Origin of the sequence: Janthinobacterium sp. RA13 (assembly GCF_000745325.1) — a bacterium.
In the GTDB taxonomy this organism is placed as follows: domain Bacteria; phylum Pseudomonadota; class Gammaproteobacteria; order Burkholderiales; family Burkholderiaceae_D; genus Janthinobacterium; species Janthinobacterium rivuli.
On sequence record NZ_JQNP01000001.1, the window covers coordinates 3,454,438 to 3,478,528 of the forward strand.

Here is a 24,091-nt window from a genome sequence, read left to right on the forward strand (position 1 = left end):
CTCTTATTTGATGAAAAGTTGCAGGTGTTCGACGATCGGGCCCAGGGCCAGCGCGGGAACGTAATTCAATACACCGACGAGGACGACGACGCCGATCAGCAGGCCGATGAACATGGGGCCGTGCGTAGGCATGGTGCCGGCATTGGCCGACAGGCGCTGCTTGGCCGCCAGCGAACCGGCCACCGCCAGCACGGGTACGATCACGCCGAAGCGGCCGAACCACATGGCGATCGCCAGCATCACGTTGTAGAACGGCGTGTTGGCGGACAGGCCGGCAAACGCGCTGCCGTTGTTGTTGGCTGCCGACGTGAAGGCGTACAGGATTTCCGAGAAGCCATGCGCGCCCGGATTGGCCACGCCGATCTTGCCCGGTTCGACCATCACGGCGATCGCCGTGCCCGTCAAGACCAGGGCTGGCGTGATCAGGATGGCCAGCGAGACCATCTTCATTTCATACGCCTGGATTTTCTTGCCCAAGTATTCGGGTGTGCGGCCGATCATCAGGCCGGCGATGAAGACGGCCAGGATGGCGAACATCAGCATGCCGTACAAGCCCGTGCCCACGCCGCCGAAGATCACTTCGCCGAACTGCATCAGCAACAGCGGCACCATGCCGCCCAAAGGCATGTAGGAGTCGTGCATGGAATTGACGGCCCCGCACGATGCCGCCGTCGTCACCGCCGCGAACAGGGTCGAGGAGCTGATGCCGAAGCGCGTTTCCTTGCCTTCCATATTGCCGCCCGATTGCAGGCTGCTGGCCTGCTGATCCACGCCCAGCGCTTGCAAGGCGGGATTGGCTTGCTGCTCGGCGCTCATCACGCCGGCCGTCATGACGACAAAGATCAGGCTCATGGCGGCCAGCACGGCCCAGCCCTGGCGCAGGTCGCCCACCATGCGGCCGAAGGTGAAGCACAGGCCGGCGGGAATGATGAAGATGGCCAGCATCTGCAGGAAGTTCGACAGCGCGGTCGGGTTTTCATACGGGTGCGAGGAATTGGCATTAAAGAAGCCGCCGCCATTCGTGCCCAGCAGCTTGATCGATTCCTGCGACGCGACGGGGCCCATGGCGATCGTCTGCGTCGCCGCCACTTGCGCTTCCATCACGGGTTTGCCGGCCGTATCGAGCACGGGCTGGCCGTCGGCCGTCACTTTCGGCGTTTCATACGAAACCTGGTCGAGCAGGGTCACTTCCTTGTAGGCGGAAAAATTCTGGATCATGCCTTCGCCCATGAAGACGACGGACAGGGCCAGGGACAGCGGCAACAGGATGTACAGGGTGGAACGCACCAGGTCGACCCAGAAATTGCCGATCGATTTGCCCGAACGCGAAGCGAAGCCGCGCACCAGCGCGAAGATCACGGCGATGCCGGTGGCCGCCGAGAAGAAGTTCTGGCACGCCATGCCCAGCATCTGGGTCAGATAGCTCATGGTCTGTTCGCCGCCATAGCCCTGCCAGTTGGTATTGGCGACGAAGCTGACGGTGGTATTGAACGAGGAATCGGGGCTGACGGCGCCCAGGCCCTGTGGATTGAGTGGCAGGAAGCCCTGCAGGCGCTGCAGGCCGTAGACGAAGACGGCGCCCACGGTATTGAAGACGATCAGGGCGATGGCATAGCTTTTCCAGCCCATGGCCTTGTCGGCGGGCAGGCCGGACCAGCGGTACAGCAGGTTTTCCAGCTTTTGCAGCCAGCCCAGGCCGCGCACGGGGGCATCGCCCGCCACCTTGGCCATGTACAGGCCCAGCGGATAGCCAGCGGCCAGCAGCACGGCCAGGAAAGCTACCAATAACAGTATCGATTGCGTCGTCATCACAGTTCCTCCGCCTTCAGCAGCGCTACCAGCAGGTACACGAGCAGGCCAGCCGAGACGACGGCGCCCAGCACATAAAACGCGTTCATTTGACGCTCCCTAATTTGTCGCAGGCGACGGCAAAGCCGGCCGCCACGACGAAAAACACGGCAATCAAGCCGAGATACACGAGATCCATTCCCACCCTCACACAGGTTTGTTTTGATAGTGAGCAGATTAGCCAAAAGGGTCTAAAAAATTCGTAAAGACTGGGGAGCTGCATGTAAACAAGATGTAAAAACGGAAGCTTTACCGCATAAAATCCATCACAATTGGCGTAAAACCACGCGCGCGGCGCACTGTTGTTGCCTTGGAGTAGCGCTATTGCTCGCGGGACAAGATAGAATGCGCGAGCGTCCGCACAAGGACGCCAAGCCTGCCGCACTGCCCTCCCCCAGTGACGCTGGACGGGATATACTGTATATTCATACAGTTATCGCCGCCGCTGTCATTGCGCCCGCAGTGCCCTGGTCTGGCGTTCCAACCACTGTCTTTACTTAGCTTGAACACGTATGGCCACTAAAAAACCAGCATCCGACTACAGCGAATCATCCATCCGTGTCCTGAAAGGACTGGAACCCGTCAAGCAGCGCCCGGGGATGTACACCCGCACTGAAAATCCGCTGCACATCATTCAGGAAGTGATCGACAATGCCTCCGACGAGGCGCTGGGCGGTCATTGCACGCATATCGCCGTCACGCAAAACACGGACGGCAGCATCACCGTCGAAGACAATGGCCGCGGCATTCCCGTCGGCCTGCACCCGGAAGAAGGCGTGCCGACGGTGGAAATCGTGTTTACGCGGTTGCACGCGGGCGGCAAGTTCGACAAGGGTTCGGGCGGCGCCTACGCGTTCTCGGGCGGCTTGCACGGCGTCGGCGTATCCGTCACCAATGCGCTGTCGACGCGCCTGGAAATCACCGTCTGGCGCAAGGAAAGCGACGGCAACGGCCTGCACCACATGGTGTTCGCGAATGGCGACGTGATCGAGCCCTTGACTTCCCGCCCCGCCCCGCGCGACGGCAAAAAATCCGGTACGCGCGTCACCGCCTGGCCCGATGCGAAATACTTTGATTCGCCGAACATCTCGCAAACGGAGCTGCAACGCCTGCTGCGCTCGAAAGCCGTGCTGCTGCCAGGCGTCACCGTCACGCTCACCAACGCGAAAACGGGCGACACGCAAACATGGCAGTACGCGGAAGGCTTGCGCGGCTACCTGACTGAAACGCTGGCGCAGGTATCGAATGGCGAAACCCTGATTCCCCTGTTCGAAGGCGCGCAGTACGCGGGCCCGGATTCGGAAGGCTTTGCCGAAGGCGAAGGCGCGGCCTGGGTGGTGGCATGGACGGAAGAAGGCGCCATCGTGCGCGAATCGTACGTCAACCTGATCCCCACCTCGAATGGCGGCACGCACGAATCGGGCTTGCGCGACGGCCTGTTCGGCGCCGTGAAAAACTTCGTCGAAATGCACTCGCTGCTGCCGAAAGGCGTGAAGCTGCTGCCGGAAGACGTATTTGCGCGCGCCTCGTTCGTGTTGTCGGCCAAGGTGCTGGACCCGCAATTCCAGGGCCAGATCAAGGAGCGCCTGAATTCGCGCGACGCCGTGCGCCTCGTCTCGACCTTCACCAAGCCGCCGCTGGAACTGTGGCTGAACCAGCACGTCGATTACGGCAAGAAGCTGGCCGATCTCGTGATCAAGCAGGCGCAGTCGCGCCAGCGCTCGCTGCAAAAAGTGGAAAAGAAAAAATCCTCGGGCGTCGCCGTCCTTCCCGGCAAGCTGACCGACTGCGAATCGTCGGACATCGCGCGCAATGAACTGTTCCTCGTCGAGGGCGACTCGGCGGGCGGTTCGGCCAAGATGGGCCGCGACAAGGAATTCCAGGCGATCCTGCCCCTGCGCGGCAAGGTCTTGAATTCGTGGGAAACGGACCGCGACCGCCTGTTCGCCAATAACGAAATCCACGATATTGCGGTCGCCATCGGCGTCGATCCGCACAGCGTGGGCGACTCGCCCGACCTGTCCGGCCTGCGCTACGGCAAGATCTGCATCCTGTCCGACGCGGACGTGGACGGCTCACACATCCAGGTACTGCTGCTGACCCTATTCTTCAAGCACTTCCCCGTCCTGATCAACAAGGGCCACATCTGCATCGCCCGCCCGCCTTTGTACCGCGTGGACGCGCCAGCGCGCGGCAAGAAGCCGATGCAGAAGATCTATGCGCTCGACGACGGCGAACTGGTCGCCATCGAAGACAAGCTGCGCAAGGAAGGCGTGAAACAGGGCGCCTGGTCGATCTCGCGCTTCAAGGGCCTGGGCGAAATGAACGCCGAGCAGCTGTGGGAAACGACGATGAACCCGGACACGCGCCGTTTGCTGCCCGTGACCTTGGGTGAAGTCGACCACATGGCCTCGGCCTCGCGCTTCAATATGTTGATGGGCAAGGGCGAAGCGGCCGGGCGCCGCGCCTGGATCGAAGAACACGGCAATGAGGCGGAGGCAGATATCTGATGATCATCGGCATCGACCTGGGCACCACCAACAGCCTGGTCGCCATCTGGCGCGACGGCAAGGCTTCCATCATCCCGAATGCGCTCGGCGAGCACCTGACGCCGTCGTGCGTGAGCATCGATGACGACGGCACCGTGCTGGTGGGCCGCGCCGCGCGCGAGCGCCTGCAGACGCACCCGCAGCTGACGGCGGCCGTCTTCAAGCGCTACATGGGCAGTGAAAAGAAGATCACCCTCGGCACGCAGCAATTCCGTCCGGAAGAACTGTCGTCGATGGTGCTGCGCGCGCTGAAGGAAGATGCCGAAGCCTTCCTCGGCCACAAGGTCGAGGAAGCCATCATCACCGTGCCCGCGTATTTCAGCGATGCGCAGCGCAAGGCCACGCGCATCGCCGGCCAGCTGGCGGGCTTGCGCGTCGAGCGCCTGCTGAACGAGCCGACGGCCGCCGCGCTGGCCTACGGCATCCGCGACAAGGAACAGGAAAGCAAATTTCTCGTCTTCGACCTGGGCGGCGGCACCTTCGACGTGTCGATCCTGGAACTGTTCGAAGGCGTGATGGAAGTGCGCGCCTCGGCCGGCGACAATTTTCTGGGCGGCGAAGACTTCGTCACCGTGCTGGTCGACGCTTTCATGGAAGGCAGCGGCTTGCGCGACGCCGTCGGCAGCCGCCTGCTCGACCCGCGCCAGCAACAACTGCTGCGCGATGAAGCCGAGCGCGTCAAGCGCCTGCTGTCAGACCAGCCGTCCGCGCGCATGGCCACGCGCTACCAGGACAAGGAATACAGCTGGGAAATCGGCGAAGACAAACTGGCGCAGCTGTGCGAGCCCCTGCTGGCCCGCTTGCGCCTGCCCGTGGAACGGGCGCTGCGCGACGCCACCATCCGCGCCGCGGAATTGAATGAAGTGGTGCTGGCCGGCGGCGCCACGCGCATGCCGCTGGTGCGCAAACTCGTCTCGCGCATGTTCGGCCGCTTCCCTGCCATCCACCTGGATCCGGACGAAGCCGTGGCGCTGGGCGCCGCCGTGCAGGCAGGCCTGAAAATGCGCGACGCGGCCCTCGACGAAGTGGTCATGACGGACGTGGCGCCGTATTCACTCGGCATTTCGATTTCGCGCCAGGTCGGCGTGAACCAGTATGAAGGCGGGCATTACCTGCCCATCATCGAGCGCAACTCCGTGGTGCCCGTCTCGCGCACGGAAAACATCACCACCATCCACGACAACCAGAAGGAAATCAACGTGGCGATCTTCCAGGGCGAGTCGCGCCTGGTGGCCGACAATGTTTTCCTTGGCAAGATCAGCTTCCCGATCCCCGCGAAAAAGGCGGGCGAGATCGGCATCGACGTGCGCTTCACCTATGACGTCAGCGGCGTGCTGGAAGCGGAAGTGACGGTGCTGGCCACGCAGGAACGCCACAAGATGATCATCAGCGACAACGCGGGCGTGATGACGCCGGAACAGATCGAGCAGCGTTTTGCGGAACTGGCCGACCTGAAGATCCACCCGCGCGAGCAGATGGAAAACCGTACCCTGGTCACGCGCGCCGACCGCCTGTACGAACAGTCGCTGGGCGACGTGCGCCAGTACCTGGCGGCGCACACGGCCAATTTCCAGGCCGCGCTGGAAACGCAGGACCCGAACACCATCCGCAAGGCGCGCCAGGCATTGGATGACGTGCTGCGCCAGGTCGAGAGCGAGAGCTTCCTGTAGATGGACGGCGGCATGGACAACGGACAGCGCAGCCTGTGGGCAATCCTGGGCACGGAGCCGACGGGCGACGAGCGCGCCCTCAAGCGCGCGTATGCGAAGCGCCTGAAGGTGACGCGTCCCGAAGACGATCCGGCCGCCTTCCAGGAGCTGCGCGAAGCGTATGAGTACGCGCTGCGCCATGCGCACCTGTTTGCCGAGGAATTCCCGGAACCGCAAGCGGCAGCGGTAGAAACGCCGGTCATGGAAGCCGCCGAACTGTGGGGCGTCATCGACGAACCCGCGCGGGAAGCGCAGGAACCGCAGGAACCGCCTGCGGAACTGTGGGGCTTCATTGCCCAGGAACCCGCACCGCCATCCGAATTGTGGGGCGTGGTCGCCATCGATCCGGCGCAGGAAGCGGCCAGCCTGTGGCAGGCATTCCTCGATCATTCGCGGCACGCCGATGCCGGCGAGGTACTGGCCGGCATCCTGCAGGACGACGCCATGCTGAACCTCGACGTGCGCGAGGAATTCGACCTGTGCGCGCTGCGCTACTGCGCCAGCGCCGGCTATGACCTGTCGCTGCGCCAGGCCCTGTTCGAGCAGCTGGGCTGGGACCGCGATTTTTCCTACCTGGCGCGCAGCCATGGGGACCTGGTGCGCGCTGCCGTGCAGCGCTACCGGGCCGACCGCTCGTTCGCCCATTTCAGCGACAACCGCGACAGCTACCCTGGACTCGATTGCATTATGTCGCAGCAATCGCCAAGCGCCTACGCGCGCCAGTTGTTCGACCAAAAATTCACGCTGCAGTTGCGCGAGCTGCTGCACGCGATACGCTGGCAGCACGCCGAGATGCTGGCCTGGAAGCTCGATACGGATTTGTTCGAGCAATGGGAACAGGCCGTCCATGCCAAGCGCTACTTCAAGCAAACGGCGCTGGCCTCGGGCGGCCTCGGTTTCGTGCTGCACTTTATGCTCGCGGGCGTGCTCGATGCTGCCGGCTTCAAGCTCGCTGACACGGCCGCCTATGCCAGCCTGCTGGGCTTCCAGGCGCTGGCCTTTTCCCTGCTGGCCATGCATGCCTTGCGCTGGCCAACGCCGCTGTTCGCGCGCCTGGAAGCGCTGCAAGAAGCGCTACAGGACCGCCTGCCCGTGCTGTGGCAGCGGCCCGGCTTGCGGCAACTGGGCTGGATCGCGCCCTACCTCGTGCTGGCACTGCTGCTGTTCCTGCCCGAGCGCAGCGACAGCATGCGCCTCGTCACCGCGGCCGGCTTGTGCGCGTCGGCCCTGCTCGCGTATGCGATGAACCGCCAGCTGCTGCATGGCATGCTGCTGCTCCTGTGTCTGGGCCTGTCGCTGTTCGCGGCCATGTTCATGAGCGGCAAAGGCCCGTCGGCGCTGGCCATCGGCGAGGCCATGCCATTGATATTTTGCCTGGCGGCGCTGGCCCTGCGCTGCGCCACCGGCCTGTATGGCGATTGCGGCTTCCCCGAGGCGCTCTTGCCCCGCCTGCGCGCGGCATGGCTGATCGGCTGCGCGGGCTTGCTGTCGCTACTGTATGTGCAGCAGCTGCCGGCCGCCTTGGTCGGCGCCGCGCTGTATGCCTGGTCGTGCGCCGGCTTGCTGTTTTCCCCCACCGATTTCAAATGGAAGACGATCTGGCCGGTGGTGCTGGTGCCGTCACTCGCCAGTGTCGTGCTGGCCGGCCACGCCCCGGCCATCCGCGCCATGCCGATGATGCATCACAGCGTCGAGCTGGCCCTGGCCGTGCTGTATCTGACCCTGCGCTATATCTATCTGTCGTACCGCACATCTGTCACAAAACCCGGGCTGTCATAATCAGCCCCACGAATTCAACCGCAACCACTTAACACCGAAACAAGCGCCATGTCCACACAAACCAATTTATTTGACGATGCCCAGCCTGAGCCGATCGAGCCGGATGAACCGGTATTCGACGGCGAAGCGCTGACCCTGTCCACCTTTGCCGAGCGCGCCTATCTCGATTACGCCATCTCCGTCGTCAAGGGCCGCGCCCTGCCCGACGTGTGCGATGGACAGAAGCCGGTGCAGCGCCGCATCCTGTATGCGATGAATGAGCTGGGCCTGAACTCCACGGCGAAGCCCCGCAAATCGGCGGCCGTGGTCGGCGACGTGCTCGGTAAATTGCATCCGCACGGCGACCAGTCCGTGTACGACGCGCTGGTGCGCATGGCGCAGGATTTTTCCTTGCGCTACCCGCTGATCGACGGCCAGGGCAACTTCGGCTCGCGCGACGGCGATGGCGCGGCGGCCATGCGTTATACGGAAGCGCGTCTGACGCCGATCGCCAAGCTGCTGATGGATGAAATCGGCATGGGCACGGTGGACTTCCAGCCCAACTACGACGGTTCGACCGAAGAACCGAAGCTGCTGCCGGCGCGCCTGCCGATGGTGCTGCTGAACGGCGCCTCCGGCATCGCCGTGGGCCTGGCGACGGAAATCCCGTCGCACAACCTGGCCGAAGTGGCCAAGGCGGCCGTCGCCATGATCCGCGATCCGAAGATGACGCATGCCGAGCTGATGGCCATCATTCCCGGCCCCGACTTCCCCGGCGGCGGCCAGATCATCACGCCGCCCTCGCAAATCCAGGACATGTACGCGAGCGGCCGTGGCAGCATGAAGGTGCGCGCGCGCTGGAAAATCGAAGAGCTGGCGCGCGGCCAGTGGCAAGCCGTCGTGACGGAACTGCCGCCGGGCACCTCGTCGCAAAAGGTACTGGAAGAAATCGAGGAACTGACGAATCCGAAGATCAAGCTGGGCAAGAAGGCGTTGTCGCCGGACCAGGTGGCCCTGAAGGCGCTGATCCTCAATTCGCTCGACACCATCCGCGACGAATCGGGCCGCGCCGCCCCCGTGCGCCTCGTGTTCGAGCCGAAGTCGAAGAACCAGGACCAGACGGAATTCATGCTGATGCTGCTGGCGCATACGTCGCTGGAATCGTCGACCTCGATCAACCTGGTGATGATCGGTGGCGATGGCCGTCCGCGCCAAAAAGGGCTGGGCGACATCCTGCGCGAGTGGATCGATTTCCGCTTCGAAACCGTCACGCGCCGCACCGGCTACAAACTGGGCAAGGTCAAGGACCGCATCCATATCCTGGAAGGGCGCGAAGCGATCCTGCTCAATATCGACAAGGTGATCCAGATCATCCGCAATTCGGATGAGCCGAAGGCGGCCCTGATCGAAGCGTTCAAACTGTCCGAACGCCAGGCCGACGACATCCTGGAAATCCGCTTGCGTCAGCTGGCGCGCCTGGAAACGATCAAGATCCAGCAGGAGCTGGCCGAGCTGCGCAAGGAAGAAAAGTCCTTGCAAGACCTGCTCGACAACCCGGGCTCGATGAAGCGCGCCGTCATCCGCGAAATCGAAACGGACGCCAAGCAGTTCGGCGACGCGCGCCGCACCCTGATCGAGGAAGCGCAGAAAGCCGTGGCGGAACAAAAGGTGGTCGATGAACCGGTCACCGTCATCATTTCGGAAAAAGGCTGGGTGCGCGCGCGCACCGGCATCGGCCATGATGCGGCGCAGTTCACGTTCAAGGCGGGCGACAGCCTGCATGGCGCCTTCGAGTGCCGCACGGTCGACACCCTGCTGGGCTTTGGCAACAACGGCAAGATTTACTCGGTTCCCGTCTCCGCGCTGCCCAATGCACGCGGCGACGGTGTGCCGATCACGACCTTGTGCGACCTGAGCGGCGGCACGCCCGGCAACGCCGTGCGCATCCTGCACTACTTCGCGGGCAATGGCGCCACCAATTTGCTGCTGGCGTCGAGCGCAGGCTACGGCTTCATCGCCAAGGCGGGCGACATGACGAGCCGCTTGAAAGGCGGCAAGGCCTTCATCACCCTGGACGACGGCGACCTGCCGCTCGAACCGAAAGTCATCCCCGAGGCGGCCAGCGCCCTGGCCTGCCTGACGGAAGGCGCGCGCCTGCTGGTGTTCGGCCTCGATGAAATGAAAACCCTGTCCAAGGGCGGCACCGGCGTCAAGCTGATCGACCTCGATGCGAAAGACAAGCTGCTGGCCGTGCAGCCGATCACGCAGCGCGGCGTGGTGGTCTCGGGCATCGGCCGGGCCTCGAAACCGCAGGATGCGTCGCTGGGCGCCACGGCCCTGGCCGAGCATTTCGGCAAGCGCGCGAAAAAGGGCAAGGCGCTGGCGGCCAAGCTGAAACCGGTGTCGATGGCGGCCATCGGCTGACCGGCATCGCGCCACACGAAAAGACAGGTTCGCCTGTCTTTTTTTTCGCCTGGCGCAATGGACAACATCGTTTTACAGATAGTTTTGCAGATACGCGCCGCGTCCCCGTTATCCCTGCAGGCATGCCACCGGCATGCCGCCAACTGACAGGAGAACAAGGATGAGAAACAAGGTTTCAGGCAGGCTGCCATGCAGCGTTTGACCCCGGCCGAGCGGCTGGTGGCGGCCATGGCGGCCGAAGGATTGCCGTATAAAAGCATCGCCAGGGAACTGGGCAAGTCGCCAGCCACCGTGCGCAACCAGCTGCATGCGATTTACCAGAAACTGGGCGTGGGCAACCGCACGGCGCTCGCGCACAAGCTGCGCGGCCAGCCTTAGCGCCGCGCCAGGCGCAGCACGTCGGGTGTCGCTTCGACGATGTCGATCACGTCCTGCGCGCCTGCGCCATCACCGAGCGCATAGCGGCCCATGCCCAGGGGCACCAGCCGGGTCACGGGGCCGGCGCGGGGTCGGTCGTCGGGGCCGGGCGCCATGGACGTCAAGGTTGCCGCCCCTTGCGCCATGGCGCCGGCTGGCGCGCCGAACTCCAGCACCTTGCGCCCCTTGCGGCTGGGCGGAAAGGCAAACGTGGCCGTGGGCCGGTACACCTCGATACCGTCCGCATCCTCCTCGAACGAGTGCGTCCAGCTGCCGCTGGGCAGTGGCGTTGTCATGCCGTGCATGGCGATTCCTCCCTCAGAAACACGATACCACGCCGCCCAGGCTTTCATAACCGCTCACGGACGGCGACCAGGCCGCGCCGTTCCACGCCTTGTGGAACAGGGCGCCGTTCGTGCCCGTGACAAACACGTCGAGGCGGTTCGGCGCCCAGGCCGTGGCGCGCGGCCGCGAGGTGCACACGCCGCCCAGGTTGTCAAAACCCGTCACGGAGGGAGACCAGGCGGATCCATTCCAGGCCTTGTGGTACAGGGCGCTGTCCGTGCCGATGACGAACAGGTCGAGCCGGTTCGGTCCCCACGACACGGCTTCCACCTCGCCCACGCAAACGCCGCCCAGGCGCTCGAAACCATCGTTGGAAGGCCCCCATTGCGCGCCATCCCACCATTTGTGATACAGGGCGCCGTCGGTACCCGTGACGAAAACGTCGAGGCGGTTCGGTCCCCACGCCACGGCTTTCGGCGACGAGGTGCAGATGCCGCCCAGGCGCTCGTAGCCCGTCAGCGACGGTCCCCAGGCCGTGCCGTTCCACCACTTGTGGTACAGGGCCCGGTCCGTGCCGACGACGAAGACATCGAGGCGGTTCGGCCCCCACGCCACGGCTTCCGGCTGGCCCAGGCAGACGCCGCCCATGGCTTCGTACCCCGTCAAGGATGGTCCCCAGGCGGACCCGTTCCACCACTTGTGATACAGGCCGCGGTCCGTGCCGACGACAAACACGTCGAGGCGGTTCGGTCCCCAGGCCACGGCACGCGGGTCGCCCACGCACAAGCCGCCCATCGCTTCATAGCCAGTCAGCGACGGTCCCCAGGCCGTGCCGTTCCACCATTTGTGGAACAAACCGCTGTCGGTGCCCGTGACGAATACGTCGAGCCGGTTCGACGCCCACGACACCACCTGCGGCGCACTGGTACAAATGCCGCCCTGTCCTTCATAGCCGGTGACGGACGGCGCCCAGGCCGTGCCGTTCCAGGCCTTGTGGTACAGCGCGCGATCCGTGCCCACCACGAAGACGTCGAGGCGGTTCGCGCCCCAGGCGACGACGGGTGAAGAACTCTGGCGCGGCGTGGCGCCTGCGCCCGTCCCTCCCGTGCCGATGCTGGCGCGCGGGCCATCGAGGCAAGCCTGCATGCGCGCCACCTGGCCGGCCGTGAACATGAACATGGCGGGATCGTCGACGTAATCCATGTAGTTCATGAACATGTCGCCATTCGGCCCGTTATTGCACGACACCTGGGGAAACGAGGGCTGGCCCGTGTTCGGCCCGCCCTGGTTCGGCGTGTCGGCCACGTTGTCCGTGCCCGAGCAACCGGTGCCGTCGTCGCCCCAGATATGGTTCAGATTCAGCCAGTGGCCGATTTCATGCGTGGCCGTGCGCCCCAGGTGGAACGGCGGCGCCGCCGTGCCCGTCGTGCCAAAGGCCGATTGCAGGATCACCACGCCGTCGGTCGCGGCCGGACCGCCGGGAAACTGCGCATAGCCGAGCAAGCCGCCGCCGAGCTGGCAAACCCAGATATTCAGGTAGCTGTCGGCCGGCCAGGCATCCATGCCGCCCGTCGCCTGCGACTTGACGGCATCGTCCGCGCCAAACGAGGCCACCGTCGTCTGGCGCCGCTCGATGCCGCTGGTGGCCGCACCATGCGGATCGGTCGTGGCCAGCGCGAACTCCACGCGCGCATCGGCCGTCAGCGGCAGGAATGGCGCCGGCGTGCTGTTGACGTCCGGGTTGACGCGGCGGAAATCACGGTTCAGCACATCGATCTGGCTGGCGATCTGCGCATCCGAAATATTCTGCGCGGCCGTATTCCACACCACGTGCACGACCACCGGGATGTGCGTCACGCCGGCACGCCCCGCAATGCTGGCGTCGCCCTCGTACAATCCGGCCAGGTTTTCGATATCGGCGCGCACGTTCGCATACGATGGGTCTTCGGTCAGCAGGCGCCGATGCACGTCCATCGTGGCGCAGGTGCGCGTCTGCGGCGTGCCGCCGCCCTGCCCCCCATCACCGCCATTGCCTCCGCTATCGCCACCATCGCCGCCCATGCCGCCACCGCCGACCTGCATGCAACTGGCGCCCGCCATGCCCTGCGGCGCCTGCTGCATGCCGCCGCCCGGCATGGCGTAGGCATCCGCAGCGGACGCCCCCTGGGTGAGCGCCGCCTGGTCGGCATATGACACGCCCAGGCGCAGCCCCGGCATGGCGTCGCCGCCCGCCGCATCGGCGCCAGCCTGCATGTCGCCCTCGACCGGCATGGACTGCGTGGCGGACATGGCTGGCGCGCCTTCCGCCGACCCGGTGGCCGGTGATTTTTTCGTTTTAGCGGTGCTCATGATGTCTCCTTCGTCTGTTTGCCAGTTCACTATGGCACGGCGAAAAGCGGAGCATTTGCGCCAGATCAAGACTGGCAAGCGCAAGCAAGGAAAAGTGCTGGACGAAAAAAAAAGACAGCCGAAGCTGTCTTTTGGGCTTGCAGGCCGTGGCCCGCAAACAGGGAATTACTTGGCGGCGGCGGCCTTGACTTCAGCGTCTGCCTTGGCCTTGACTTCTTCCGTCTTGGTGGCGGCGATGGCTTTATCGGCGTTCGCTTCCACTTTTTCCTTGGCGACCTTGGCGTCCGCTTTCACGGCGGTTTTGCCCGCTTTCGCATCGGCCTTGGCGGCGGCCTTGTCAGCCTTGGCTTGTGCCTTCATCTTGTCTTCCGGATCGGCATCGACTACTTTGTCGTGGGCCTTGGCCTTGGTTTTGTTGGCCTTGTGCTGGGCGTCGGCTTTCTTTTCGTCAGCCTTCATTTCAGCCTTGGCGACGTTGGCGTCAGCCTTGGCATCGATTTTGGCTTCCTTGTTGGCAGCCTTGTTGATGTCATGCTGCGCAGACGCCTGGGCGCTGGCAACGGCTGGGGTAACTGGCGTTTGCGCGATGGCAGCGGTGGCAAACAGGGTAGCGATCAGGGTGGCGAGTAATTTGTTCATGATGAGACCTTTCAATATGGTTTAATTTTATTCTTACTAAAGGCGGGCAAAATGTTCAAAATTTGCCAGGCATCGCGCTGTTTCTTGATGTAGCGCAATGGCATGACTTCATAGTAAAGATAACGGGCAAACCACACAGTGCGTTAGCGCACTCAACGGGAAATATATGCATTTCGGCAAACTTCCCATCGAGCGCTGCCGTAAGCGTCAGGACCTCATGCGCTCACGGCCAGCGCCGCATGGCGGGCAGCCACCCACTCCTCGTTGGCCGGCTCCACGCCCACCACGATGCGGCTGGCATCGGTGGAAATACGGCTGGCGTTGCGCGCATTCGCCTCCCCGTCAAGCACGGGGCCGATAAACCCCAGCTCGTCGCAGATGCGCTGGCGCAGCTCGGCGCTGTGCTCGCCGATACCGGCCGTAAACACCAGCATGTCCAGTCCACCCAGCACGGCCGTCAGGGCGCCGATCTCGCGCACGATGCGGCGGATATATAAAGCCAGCGCGGCGCGGATACGCTCGCCCGTGGCATCCTGCCGGTCCTGCTGCGCCAGCAAGACCGGTGGGTCGGCCGACACGCCCGACACGCCCAGCAAGCCCGACTCGTGGTACAGCACATGCGCCACTTTTTCCAGCGACAGCTTTTCGATTTCCATCAGGTAGATCACGGCGCCCGGATCGAGCGAGCCGCAGCGCGTGCCCATCATCAGGCCATCGAGCGCGGAAAAGCCCATGGTGGTGGCCACGCTGTGCAAGTTCTCCATGGCGCACAGGCTGGCGCCGCTGCCCAGGTGGGCCACGATGACCTTGCCGCGCGCGACGGCGCCAAAACGCTGCTCCAGCACCAGCGACTGGTATTCATACGACAGGCCGTGGAAGCCGTAGCGGCGCAAGCCCCGCTCCCACGCATCGTACGGCAGGGCCAGCATTTGCTCGACCTGCGGCACCGTGTGGTGGAAAGCCGTGTCGAAGCACGCCACCTGGGCGATGTCGGGCCGCGATTCGAGCAGCACCTCGATCGCTTCGAGCGCAAACGGCTGGTGCAGGGGCGCCAGCGGCACATAACTTTTCAGGTCGGCCAGCACCTTGAAATCGATGCGCACGGGGGCGAAATACTTGCTGCCGCCATGCACCACGCGGTGCGCCACGGCGCGCAAGGGGCGCCCGTCCAGCTGCGCCACCACTTGCGCGCGGATGTATTCGAGCGCCGCATGATGCGGCTGCGCCGGATCGAGTTGCAAGGCGACTGCCGGCAAACCGCCGGCGCGGTAGGTGGCGTTTTCACGGCCGATGCCTTCGACCTTGCCGCTCCATTGCGCCTGCTGCGGCAGCACGCCGCCCGCCTGCTCGAACAGGGCGAACTTGATGCTCGACGAGCCGCAATTGAGCACCAGGATCAGGGTGCCATCGGCATGTTGGACTGCTGCGTTCATGGCGGCGTGCTCCGGTAATGGTTGGCCAGCATCACGGCGATGGCGCACGAGGCAATGCGGCTGGCGCGCGAATCGGCGCGGCTGGTGAGGATGACGGGGATTTTCGCGCCCAGCACGATGCCGGCGCTGTCCGCGTCACCCATGTATTCGAGCTGCTTGGCCAGCATGTTGCCGCTTTCCAGGTCGGGCACCAGCAAGATGTCGGCGCGGCCCGCCACTTCCGAGACGATGCCCTTGACGGAGGCGGCGGCGATCGACACGGCGTTGTCAAAAGCCAGCGGGCCATCGAGGATGGCGCCCATGATCTGGCCACGGTCGGCCATCTTGCACAGGGCGGCCGCGTCCAGGGTCGCCGGCATGTCCGCATTCACCGTCTCCACGGCGGCCAGAATGGCCACGCGCGGGCAGGCTACGCCGATCACGTGCGCCAGGTCGATGGCGTTGCGCACGATGTCGGCCTTCATGGCCAGGTTGGGCGCGATATTGATGGCCGCGTCCGTGATGATGAAGGGGCGCGGATACGCGGGTGTCTGCATCAGGAAGCAGTGGCTGATGCGGCGCTTGGTGCGCAGGCCGGCGCTGGCCGACAGTACGGCCGACATCAGTTCATCCGTGTGCAGGCTGCCCTTCATCAAGGCTTCCACTTCGCCCTTGCCCGCCAGTTCGGCGCCGCGCGCGGCGGCGGCATGGCTATGCTCGACGTCCTCGATGGCGATGCCGTCCAGGCTCAGGCCAGCCTCCAACGCCACGGCTTCCAGGCGCGCGCGCGGCGCCACCAGCACGGGCGTGATCAGGCCAGCCGCATAGGCGTCCAGCGCGCCCGCCAGGCTCAGTTCATCGCACGGGTGGATCACGGCCACCCGGATCGGTCCCAAGGTGCGCGCCTGCTCCAGCAGGCGGCGCGTGCCGTCGCCGTTATGCAGGCGTACTTCGGGCAAGGTGGCGCGCTTGCGTTCGATCTGTTCGGCAGGCGCGATCACCTGCGCTTCGCCGTCGAGCACCACGGCGCCATGCTGGTTGACGCAGCGGCAGGCCAGGGTCACGTGGCGGTTGCGCGGTTCGCGCGCCGTGACGGTGACGCTGATGGCCAGGGTATCGCCCACGCGCACGGGCTGCAAAAAGCGCAGGGTCTGGCCCGTGTAGACGGTGCCGGCGCCGGGCAGGCGCGTGCCCAGCACGGCGGAAATGAGGGCCGCGCCCCACATGCCGTGGGCGATCACGCCCTCGTAACGGGTGGCGGCGGCAAATTCCGTATCGAGGTGCTGCGGATTGTCGTCGCCCGACATCACCGCGAACAGGGCGATATCGTCCATGCTCAGGGTGCGCGTGATGCTGGCGGTGTCGCCGATGGCGATCTGGTCGAAGGTGCGGTTGCGTACGATATTCAGATCATCGTCTTGGGTAGTAGTCATCGTGGTCTTCTAGGCAGGGGTAATGTGTTTGGCCGGTTTGGCTTTCGGTTCAGTCCTGGATGTGCGCACAACCGATTGCTGCTCCTTGACCGCCCGGTCAAAGACGTCCAGCATCTGCTGCAGGCTCGCTTCCTCGTCCGGCGTCGGCGCCTCGGGCACTTGCAGCACTTGCTGCAGCCATTCGGCCAGCGCGCCGATGTCGTCCGGGTCGGCGCGCGACAGCAAGGCCGGCAAGGCGGCGATGGCGGTATCGAAATCATGCAGCATCAAGCGCGCCTGCTGGCGCACGATACCGCGGAATTCCTCCATGTTGACATCCTGCCGGTATTGCGGCTTGATCAGTTTGAGGGCCAGGTTGACCCTGCGCTCGTCGGCGATCATGCGGAAGCGGTAGATGTAGAACAGCGCGCGCACGGCCGCTTCCACCAGGCCGCCGCGCTGCATGTCCTCGTCCATCTTGCGCGTTTCGCAGCGCACGTATTCACCATGCTCGGGCGAGATGCCGGGATGCGGGCGCGGCGGCGTCGTGTCGCCGATGGCTTGTCCCGTCAGCGCCTGCACCAGGGGTGAACCGTACACCAGGTCGAAGGTGGTTTCCTGCACCGTATCGCGCCAGTCGCGCCAGCCGTTCAAGCCAGCCGTGATGGCGCCGGAAATGGCTTCCTGCATGGCCAGCAGCGGGTTATCGGGCGCTACCGGCTGGCGCTGGGCGCGCACTTTGTCGGCCTCTTTGGCCACCAGCCTGGCGAGCGGATTGTGGTCCGTCCAGCGCTCGTACGACACGCGCAGCGGATGCGCGAGCTGCAAAAAGCGCGCCGATTGCGGCGTGACCATGGCGCGCACCCACGGCTGCGCAAACGTGCGGTACAGGGCCAGGTTCACTTCGGACACGCGCGCGGCGGCGGCGAACTTGCGGTCGTTTTCCACGCTCGGCTGCACGATGGCGCGCACGTCGTCGATGCCGCGGTGCTCGACCTGCAGCACATAGTCGCCGCTGGCCAGGTCCGCGTTCGGCGTATCGGGCGTCTTGTCGACGATCCGCGCTTCGTAGATGCCGGCCGGCAGCAGGTTGATCAGGTCGATATTGCTGGCGAATTTCTGGTGTTCCTTGTGCCCCACCTTGGCCGACACAAAAATGCCCAGGTGGCCGATGCTGTCATGCACGGCGTAGACGATGGTCTGGTCGTGCAGCAGCACGTCCTTGTCGTCGCGGTACAGGTCCGTGATCCAGCCCAGGGCCTGCGGCGGCGGCGTGATGTTGTCGCCATTCGAGCAAAACACGACGATGGGCGAGCGGATGTTGCGCAAGTCCAGGCGCACGCCGTCGGAGGTGATCAATTCGGCCGTGGCCAGGCGGTTGCCGATGAACAGATTGTCGACGATGTACTGCATCTCGACGTCGTTCAGGAAGACGTGGCCGCCCCAGTATTTTTCAAATTCCAGGTAGCGTGGCGCTTCCGTGTCGATGTTCGCGTACAGGTTGTACTGCTTGCTCCACAGGGTATTGGCCGGATTGAGCTTTTCGAAATTCTGCACCAGGCTGGCGCCGTCGAAGCGGCCCTTGCCCAGGTCGCCCGCCAGCGCCGTGGCCCAGCTGCCGCCCATCAGGCCACCCGCGTAGCGCATCGGATTGCGGCCATGCCAGCCGGCCCAGTACGACACGGGCGCGCCAGCCACGATGATGGGGCCGAACAATTCCGGGCGCATGGCCGCCGTCATGAGGATTTGCCAGCCCGCCTGGCAATTGCCGATGACGACGGGTTTACCCTCGCTGAGCGGATGCAGGGCGATGACTTTTTCCAGGAAGGCCGCCTCGGCGTGCATCACGTCTTCCACCGTCTGTCCCGGCACGGGATCGGGCAGGAAGCCGATGAAGTAGCACGGGTGGCCGGCGCGCAGGGCCACGCCGATCTCGCTTTCCGCCTTGAAGCCGCCGATGCCGGGACCGTGTCCCGCGCGCGGATCGACGACGACGAAGGGCCGCTTCGATGGATCAGGTTCGGGCGCATCGGGCGTCAGGATGCGCGCCAGGCCGTAGTTGACGGGACGCGCCAGCTCCAGGCCCGACAGCACCAGTTCGGCGGGGAAGTCCAGCACGTTCGGCACTTCCTCGGCCATGTGCTCCTGGTACTGGTTGCCGCGCCGGCGCATCACGTCCGCATACAGCACGATGCGCTGCCACGAATCGCGCGCATAGTCGCCCAGCACGCCCAGCGACGGCAAGCCGCCGGTGGAGAAAAATGGTGCAGCTTCGATCTTCATGGCTATCCTTTTCATGCAAAAAACGCCGGACCATTCCGGCGCGGGAGCTATGCCATCTGGCTGATGGTCTTGCGAAAACGGGCAAGGGCAAACGTGAACAGGGCCGTGCCGATGGCCAGCAGGGCCAGGAACGGCTTCCACACCACGTCGATGCCGGCGCCCCGGTACAGAATCGCCTGGCTCAATTCGACGAAATGCGTGGTCGGCGCGATCAGCATGATGTTCTGCACCAGTTCGGGCATGCTTTCGCGCGGCGTGCTGCCGCCCGACAGCATCTGCAGCGGCAGCAGCACGAGGATCAACAGCATGCCGAATTGCGGCATGCTGCGCGCCACGGTGGCGAGGAAAATGCCCATCGACGTGGTGGCAAACAAGTGCAGGGCCGCGCCGCACAGGAACAGCGCGATCGAGCCTTCGATGGGCACGTGCAGCATGCCGCGCACCACCAGGTTCAGCGACAGGGCGGCGGCCAGCAGCACCACCAGGCCCATCGACCATACCTTGCCCAGCATGATTTCGGCCGGCGTCACGGGCATCACCAGCAAGTGCTCGATGGTGCCGTGTTCGCGCTCGCGTATCAGCGCCGCCCCGGTGAGGATGATCGACAGCATCGTCACCTGGTTGATGAGCTCCATCAGCGAGCCAAACCACGCCTGGCTCAGCGACGGGTTGAAGCGCGCGCGCATCACCAGTTCCACGGGCGAGACGGTCGCACCGCGATAACGTTTGGCGAATTCGGATACTTCACCGGCGACGATCTGCTGGATGTAGCCGCTGCCGCTGAAAGCCTGGCTCATGCGCGTGGCGTCCACGTTCAGCTGCAGCTCCGCGTGGCGTCCGCCCAGTACGTCCGCCTGCAGCTTGGGCGGTATCGTCAGCACGAAGGTGTACTGGCCCGCGTCCAGGCCCGCATCGACCTGGCTCTGGTTGATCATGGCCGGCGGCGTGAACTGCGGCGGGAAGAAGGCCGAGGCGATGCGCCCGGACAGCGGCGAGCCATCCTCGTCGACGATGGCGATCGAGGCCATGTGCAGGGTTTCCGGCTTGGCAGTGGCGGCCACGTAGATCGCCAAAGTAAACGTGTAGAGGATCAGGATCAGCATCATCGGATCGCGGATCAGGCTCCAGATTTCCTTCACGCCCAGGCGGTAGATGTTTTCAAGGTGCCGCATATCAGCTCTCCTGTTTCTTCAGCAGCGCCACGGTCACGCCGAGGATCACGGGGATGGCGATGATCAATGGCCAGAACGAGGCGTGCAGGTCGCCGAATCCCAGCGCCTTGTTGAACACGCCCCGGCTGATATTGAGCATGTGCGTGGCCGGGTACATCAGGCCGATGGCCTTGCCCACGCCTTCCATCGAGGAAACGGGATTGAGCAGGCCGGAAAACTGGATGGCCGGGATCATGGTGCCGATCATCGTCACGAACAGGGCCGCGATCTGGCTGCGCGTAAAGGTCGAGGCGAACAGGCCAATGCCGGTGGCGCAGATATTGAAGATGAAAGTGGCGCCGATCAAGGTCAGCAAGCTGCCCTTGATCGGCACGCCGAAGGCGGTGACCGCCAGCAGCGCCATGAGGAGGAAGTTGAACATGGCCAGCGCCACATATGGCACCTGCTTGCCAAGCAAGAATTCCAGGCGCGTGACGGGCGTCACGTACAGGTTGATGATGGAACCGAGTTCCTTTTCGCGCACCACGGACAGCGCCGCCAGCATGGCCGGCAGCATCAGCAGCAGCAAGGGAATCACGGCCGGCACCATGGCCGGCAGGCTTTTCACGTCGGGGTTGTAGCGGTAGCGGGTCTGGATGGCGACGGGGTTGTTCATCTTGATGCCGTAACGGTGCAAGGCCTGGTCGGCCAGCCACAGCTGGTGCATGCCCTGCACGTAGCCTTGCACGGTTTCCGCGCGCATCGGCATGGCGCCATCGATCCACGCGCCCACCTGCGCCGGCGCGCCGCGCTGCACGTCGCGCGCAAAGCCGGGCGGAATCTCGATGGCCAGCGACAGTTCGCCGCTGCGCATGCGCTTGTCGATATCGGCATAGTCGCGCAGGGGCGGACGCTCGACGAAGTAGCGCGAGCCGGCCAGGTTATTCGTGTAATTCTGGCTCAACGTCGTCTGGTCGTGGTCGAGCACCGCGTAGCTCAAGTCCTCGACGTCGAGGCTGATGCCGAAGCCGATGACGAACAGCAGCAGCACGGAGCCGCCCAGCGCCAGGGTCAGGCGCACGGGATCGCGGCGCAGCTCCAGCGTCTCTCGCCACATGTAGCTGAGCATGCGGCCCAGGCTGAAGCGGCTGCGCTGCTGCTTCTGCTGTGGTGCGGCCGCTTCAGCCTTCTGCACGGGCGCCTCGCTTTCCTGCGTCGCCGCTGCCGTGCCGCCGCCCGCCTCTTCCAGGTAGGCGATGAAGGCCGCTTCCAGCGAGGGCGCACCCTTCTTGCGCACCAGTTCGGCCGGCACATCGCTGACCAGCACTTTCCCCGCATGCATCAGCGAGATGCGGTCGCAGCGCTCGGCCTCGTTCATGAAGTGGGTGGAAATGAAAATGGTGACGTGGTCGCGCCGCGCCAGCTCGATCATCAGGCGCCAGAAATTGTCGCGCGCGATGGGGTCGACGCCGGACGTCGGCTCGTCGAGGATCAGCATTTCCGGCTTGTGCACCATGGCCACGGCCAAGGACAGCCGCTGGCGGATGCCCAGCGGCAGGCTGTCAGGCAAGTCGTCCATCACCGCGCGCAAATCGAAGCGCTGCGCCATCTCGTCGATGCGCGCCCCTATTTCGCCCTCTGGCACGTGGAACAGGCGCGCGTGCAGCACCAGGTTCTGGCGCACCGTCAGCTCGCTGTACAGAGAAAAGGCCTGCGACATGTAGCCGACCCGGCGGCGCGTGTCGATATCGCTGGAGTCGACCTCCTTGCCGAACAGCCAGGCCTTGCCTTCCGTGGCCGGCAGCAGGCCCGTGAGCATCTTCATGGTGGTCGACTTGCCGCAGCCGTTCGAACCGAGAAAGCCGAAGATCTCGCCGCGGCCGATGCGGAAATTCACATGGTCGACGGCCGTGAAATCGCCGAAGCGCATGGTCAGGTTCTGCGCCTCGATGGCGACGTCCTGCGCGCTGGCGGCGTCCAGCGGCGTGATGACGACGGGCTGGTGGCCCGCGCGCTTGGCTTCGGGCAGCAGCTTGATGAAGGCCGCTTCCAGGGTATCGCTTTGCGTGCGCGCCAGCAGTTCGGCCGGCGTGCCCGTATCGAGCACCTTGCCGTCGTCCATGGCCACGAGCCAATCGAAGCGCTGCGCCTCGTCCATGTAGGCGGTGGCCACCATCACGCTCATTTGCGGGCGCTGCACGCGGATGCCAGCGATCAGGTCCCAGAACTGCGCGCGCGCCAGCGGATCGACGCCGGTGGTCGGTTCATCGAGAATCAGCAGGTCGGGATCGTGAATCAGCGCGCAGCACAGGCCCAGCTTCTGCTTCATGCCGCCTGACAGCTTGCCGGCCGGACGCGCAAGGAAGGACTGCAAGCCCGTGCTGCGGGTCAGCTGGTCGATGCGGCGGCGGCGTTCGGCCGCGTCGTGGCCGAACAGGCGCGCGAAAAACTGCAGGTTTTCCTCGACCGACAGGGTCGGATACAGATTCTTGCCCAGGCCCTGCGGCATGTAGGCGATGCGGGGGCAAACGTCGTCGCGGTGGCGCGCATCGCGCATGTCTCCGCCCAGCGCCATCACTGTGCCCTGCTGCACGGCGCGCGCGCCGGCCACCAGCGACAGCAGGCTCGATTTGCCCACGCCATCGGGACCGATCAAACCCACCATGCGGCCGGCCGGCACGTCGAGGTCGATGCCGTCCAGCGCCACCGTCTTGCCGTAATGCTGGCTGACGCCTTTGATGCTGACGACTGGGGAAGTGGAAGCCACAGTCACTGCGGAACCTTGGCCGTCAATTCAGCGGGCCATGGCTGCTTCGCATCGAGACGCACCCAGGCCACGCCGGGCAAGCCCACCTTCACCAGCGCCAGATGCTTTTGCAGCAGCTCGCGGCTGATCTGCGCTTTCACGCGGAACATCAGTTTCTGGCGTTCGCTGGCCGTTTCCACCGTCTTCGGCGTGAACTGCGCGCTGGCGGCGACAAACGAGATCGTCGCGGGAATCACATAGTTCGGCGCCGCGTCGAGGATGATGCGCACTTCGCCACCCAGCGCCACCTTGCCGGCCGCCGTCTCGGGCAGGAAGAAGGTCATATAAACGTCCGACAGGTCGACCAGGTTGAGCACCTTGCCGCCGCCGGCCAGCACTTCGCCCTGCTGCGCCACCAGGTATTGCACGCGGCCGTCGCGCGGCGCCGCCAGCTGGCCGTCGGCCAGGTCGGCATCGATGCGCGCCGTGGTAGCCTCGGCTGCGACGACGGCGGAGCGCGAGCCGACCACCTGCGCTTTTGCCGCGTCGATGGCCGCTTGCGCCGCCGTCACTTGCGCCTTGGCCGCATTCAGGGCGGCGGCCACGCTGCGCACGCGGGCGCGGTCGTCGTCGAGTTCCTGCACCGAGGAAGCGCCCTCTTTCGACAGGGTTTCGGAGCGGGCCAGGCGGCGTTTGGCCGCATCGAGTTCGCTTTCGCGCTGCGCCACCATGGCCAGCGCGGCCGCCTTGTCGCTTTCGCGCACGGCCACCTGCGCCTGCACGCCGACCACGGCGTCCAGCGCCTGCTGCTGGCGCGCGCGCGCCTCGTCGCGCTGGGCCGTCAGCGAATCGACCTGCATGCTGGCCAGCGGCTGGCCAGCCTTGACGAAGTCGCCCTCGCGCACGAGGATCTCCTTGACCCGGCCCGCCAGCTTGGTGGCGACGTCGACTTCCGTCGCTTCGATGCGGCCATTGCCGCTGACAAAACCTTCGCCAGGGCCCGTAAGACGCATTTTTTGCCATGCCACATAGCCCAGCACGAGAACGGCCACGACCAGCGCCGCGGGGATGAGTTTTTTCTTCAATTGAGCATTCATGGTATCGAGGCG

At 64.8% G+C, this 24,091-nt stretch carries 16 protein-coding genes; 5 read left to right on the plus strand and 11 right to left on the minus strand.

What is annotated here, in order from left to right:
- Positions 1 to 3: 3 nt before the first annotated feature.
- Positions 4 to 1,809 (minus strand): potassium-transporting ATPase subunit KdpA, encoded by a 1,806-nt coding sequence (gene kdpA, locus FG13_RS15360; RefSeq protein ID WP_035822212.1) that lies wholly within the window; start codon positions 1,807 to 1,809, stop codon positions 4 to 6.
- A complete protein-coding gene (kdpF, locus tag FG13_RS15365) occupies positions 1,809 to 1,898 on the minus strand; it encodes a K(+)-transporting ATPase subunit F (RefSeq protein WP_034746483.1) in 90 nt (29 codons plus the stop codon). The genes kdpA and kdpF overlap by 1 nt, the downstream gene beginning before the upstream one ends.
- Positions 1,899 to 2,360: 462 nt before the next feature.
- Between kdpF and FG13_RS15370 the strand changes: the two genes are divergently transcribed.
- The 5 genes from FG13_RS15370 to FG13_RS15390 all read left to right on the plus strand — a co-directional run bounded on the left by FG13_RS15370 (position 2,361) and on the right by FG13_RS15390 (position 10,666).
- Positions 2,361 to 4,358, plus strand: coding sequence for a DNA topoisomerase IV subunit B (locus tag FG13_RS15370; RefSeq protein WP_035822215.1), 1,998 nt, complete (start codon positions 2,361 to 2,363; stop codon positions 4,356 to 4,358).
- Positions 4,358 to 6,067 carry a molecular chaperone HscC gene (locus FG13_RS15375; RefSeq protein WP_035822217.1) on the plus strand — a complete coding sequence of 570 codons (1,710 nt, stop codon included), beginning with the start codon at positions 4,358 to 4,360 and terminating at the stop codon, positions 6,065 to 6,067. Before FG13_RS15370 ends, FG13_RS15375 begins: the two co-directional genes overlap by 1 nt.
- A 12-nt stretch (positions 6,068 to 6,079) precedes the next feature.
- Positions 6,080 to 7,885 (plus strand): J domain-containing protein, encoded by a 1,806-nt coding sequence (locus tag FG13_RS15380; protein WP_152598777.1) that lies wholly within the window; start codon positions 6,080 to 6,082, stop codon positions 7,883 to 7,885.
- A 48-nt stretch (positions 7,886 to 7,933) separates the two neighbouring features.
- Positions 7,934 to 10,288: a DNA topoisomerase IV subunit A gene (gene parC / locus FG13_RS15385; protein ID WP_035822222.1), complete on the plus strand. Its 2,355-nt coding sequence runs from the start codon at positions 7,934 to 7,936 to the stop codon at positions 10,286 to 10,288.
- A gap of 189 nt (positions 10,289 to 10,477) precedes the next feature.
- Positions 10,478 to 10,666 carry a helix-turn-helix domain-containing protein gene (locus tag FG13_RS15390; RefSeq protein ID WP_035822224.1) on the plus strand — a complete coding sequence of 63 codons (189 nt, stop codon included), beginning with the start codon at positions 10,478 to 10,480 and terminating at the stop codon, positions 10,664 to 10,666.
- On the opposite strand, the gene FG13_RS15395 is transcribed toward FG13_RS15390, so the two are convergent.
- From FG13_RS15395 to FG13_RS15435, 9 genes are all read right to left on the minus strand, one after another.
- Positions 10,663 to 11,010, minus strand: a complete 348-nt coding sequence (locus FG13_RS15395) for a hypothetical protein (protein ID WP_035822226.1) — start codon at positions 11,008 to 11,010, stop codon at positions 10,663 to 10,665. The genes FG13_RS15390 and FG13_RS15395 overlap by 4 nt on opposite strands.
- Positions 11,011 to 11,023: 13 nt before the next feature.
- On the minus strand, positions 11,024 to 13,339 hold the full coding sequence (locus FG13_RS29520) for a M43 family zinc metalloprotease (protein ID WP_200880285.1): 2,316 nt from the start codon (positions 13,337 to 13,339) through the stop codon (positions 11,024 to 11,026).
- Between the two features lie 165 nt (positions 13,340 to 13,504).
- Positions 13,505 to 13,978, minus strand: a complete 474-nt coding sequence (locus tag FG13_RS15405; protein WP_035822228.1) for a hypothetical protein — start codon at positions 13,976 to 13,978, stop codon at positions 13,505 to 13,507.
- A gap of 215 nt (positions 13,979 to 14,193) precedes the next feature.
- The gene (locus tag FG13_RS15410; RefSeq protein WP_035822230.1) at positions 14,194 to 15,411 is read right to left on the minus strand and encodes an acetate/propionate family kinase; all 1,218 of its coding nucleotides are present in this window, start codon (positions 15,409 to 15,411) and stop codon (positions 14,194 to 14,196) included.
- Complete coding sequence (locus tag FG13_RS15415) at positions 15,408 to 16,823, minus strand: bifunctional enoyl-CoA hydratase/phosphate acetyltransferase (RefSeq protein ID WP_035822231.1); 1,416 nt, start codon at positions 16,821 to 16,823, stop codon at positions 15,408 to 15,410. The genes FG13_RS15410 and FG13_RS15415 overlap by 4 nt, the downstream gene beginning before the upstream one ends.
- Positions 16,824 to 16,832: 9 nt before the next feature.
- On the minus strand, positions 16,833 to 19,085 hold the full coding sequence (locus tag FG13_RS15420) for a DUF3141 domain-containing protein (RefSeq protein WP_035822232.1): 2,253 nt from the start codon (positions 19,083 to 19,085) through the stop codon (positions 16,833 to 16,835).
- 47 nt (positions 19,086 to 19,132) lie between these two features.
- Complete coding sequence (locus FG13_RS15425; protein WP_035822234.1) at positions 19,133 to 20,257, minus strand: ABC transporter permease; 1,125 nt, start codon at positions 20,255 to 20,257, stop codon at positions 19,133 to 19,135.
- 1 nt (position 20,258) lies between these two features.
- Entirely contained in the window at positions 20,259 to 23,003 is a 2,745-nt protein-coding gene (gene rbbA, locus FG13_RS15430; protein WP_327062343.1) for a ribosome-associated ATPase/putative transporter RbbA, read from the minus strand.
- Between the two features lie 2 nt (positions 23,004 to 23,005).
- Positions 23,006 to 24,079: an HlyD family secretion protein gene (locus tag FG13_RS15435; protein ID WP_035822237.1), complete on the minus strand. Its 1,074-nt coding sequence runs from the start codon at positions 24,077 to 24,079 to the stop codon at positions 23,006 to 23,008.
- Positions 24,080 to 24,091 lie beyond the last annotated feature (12 nt).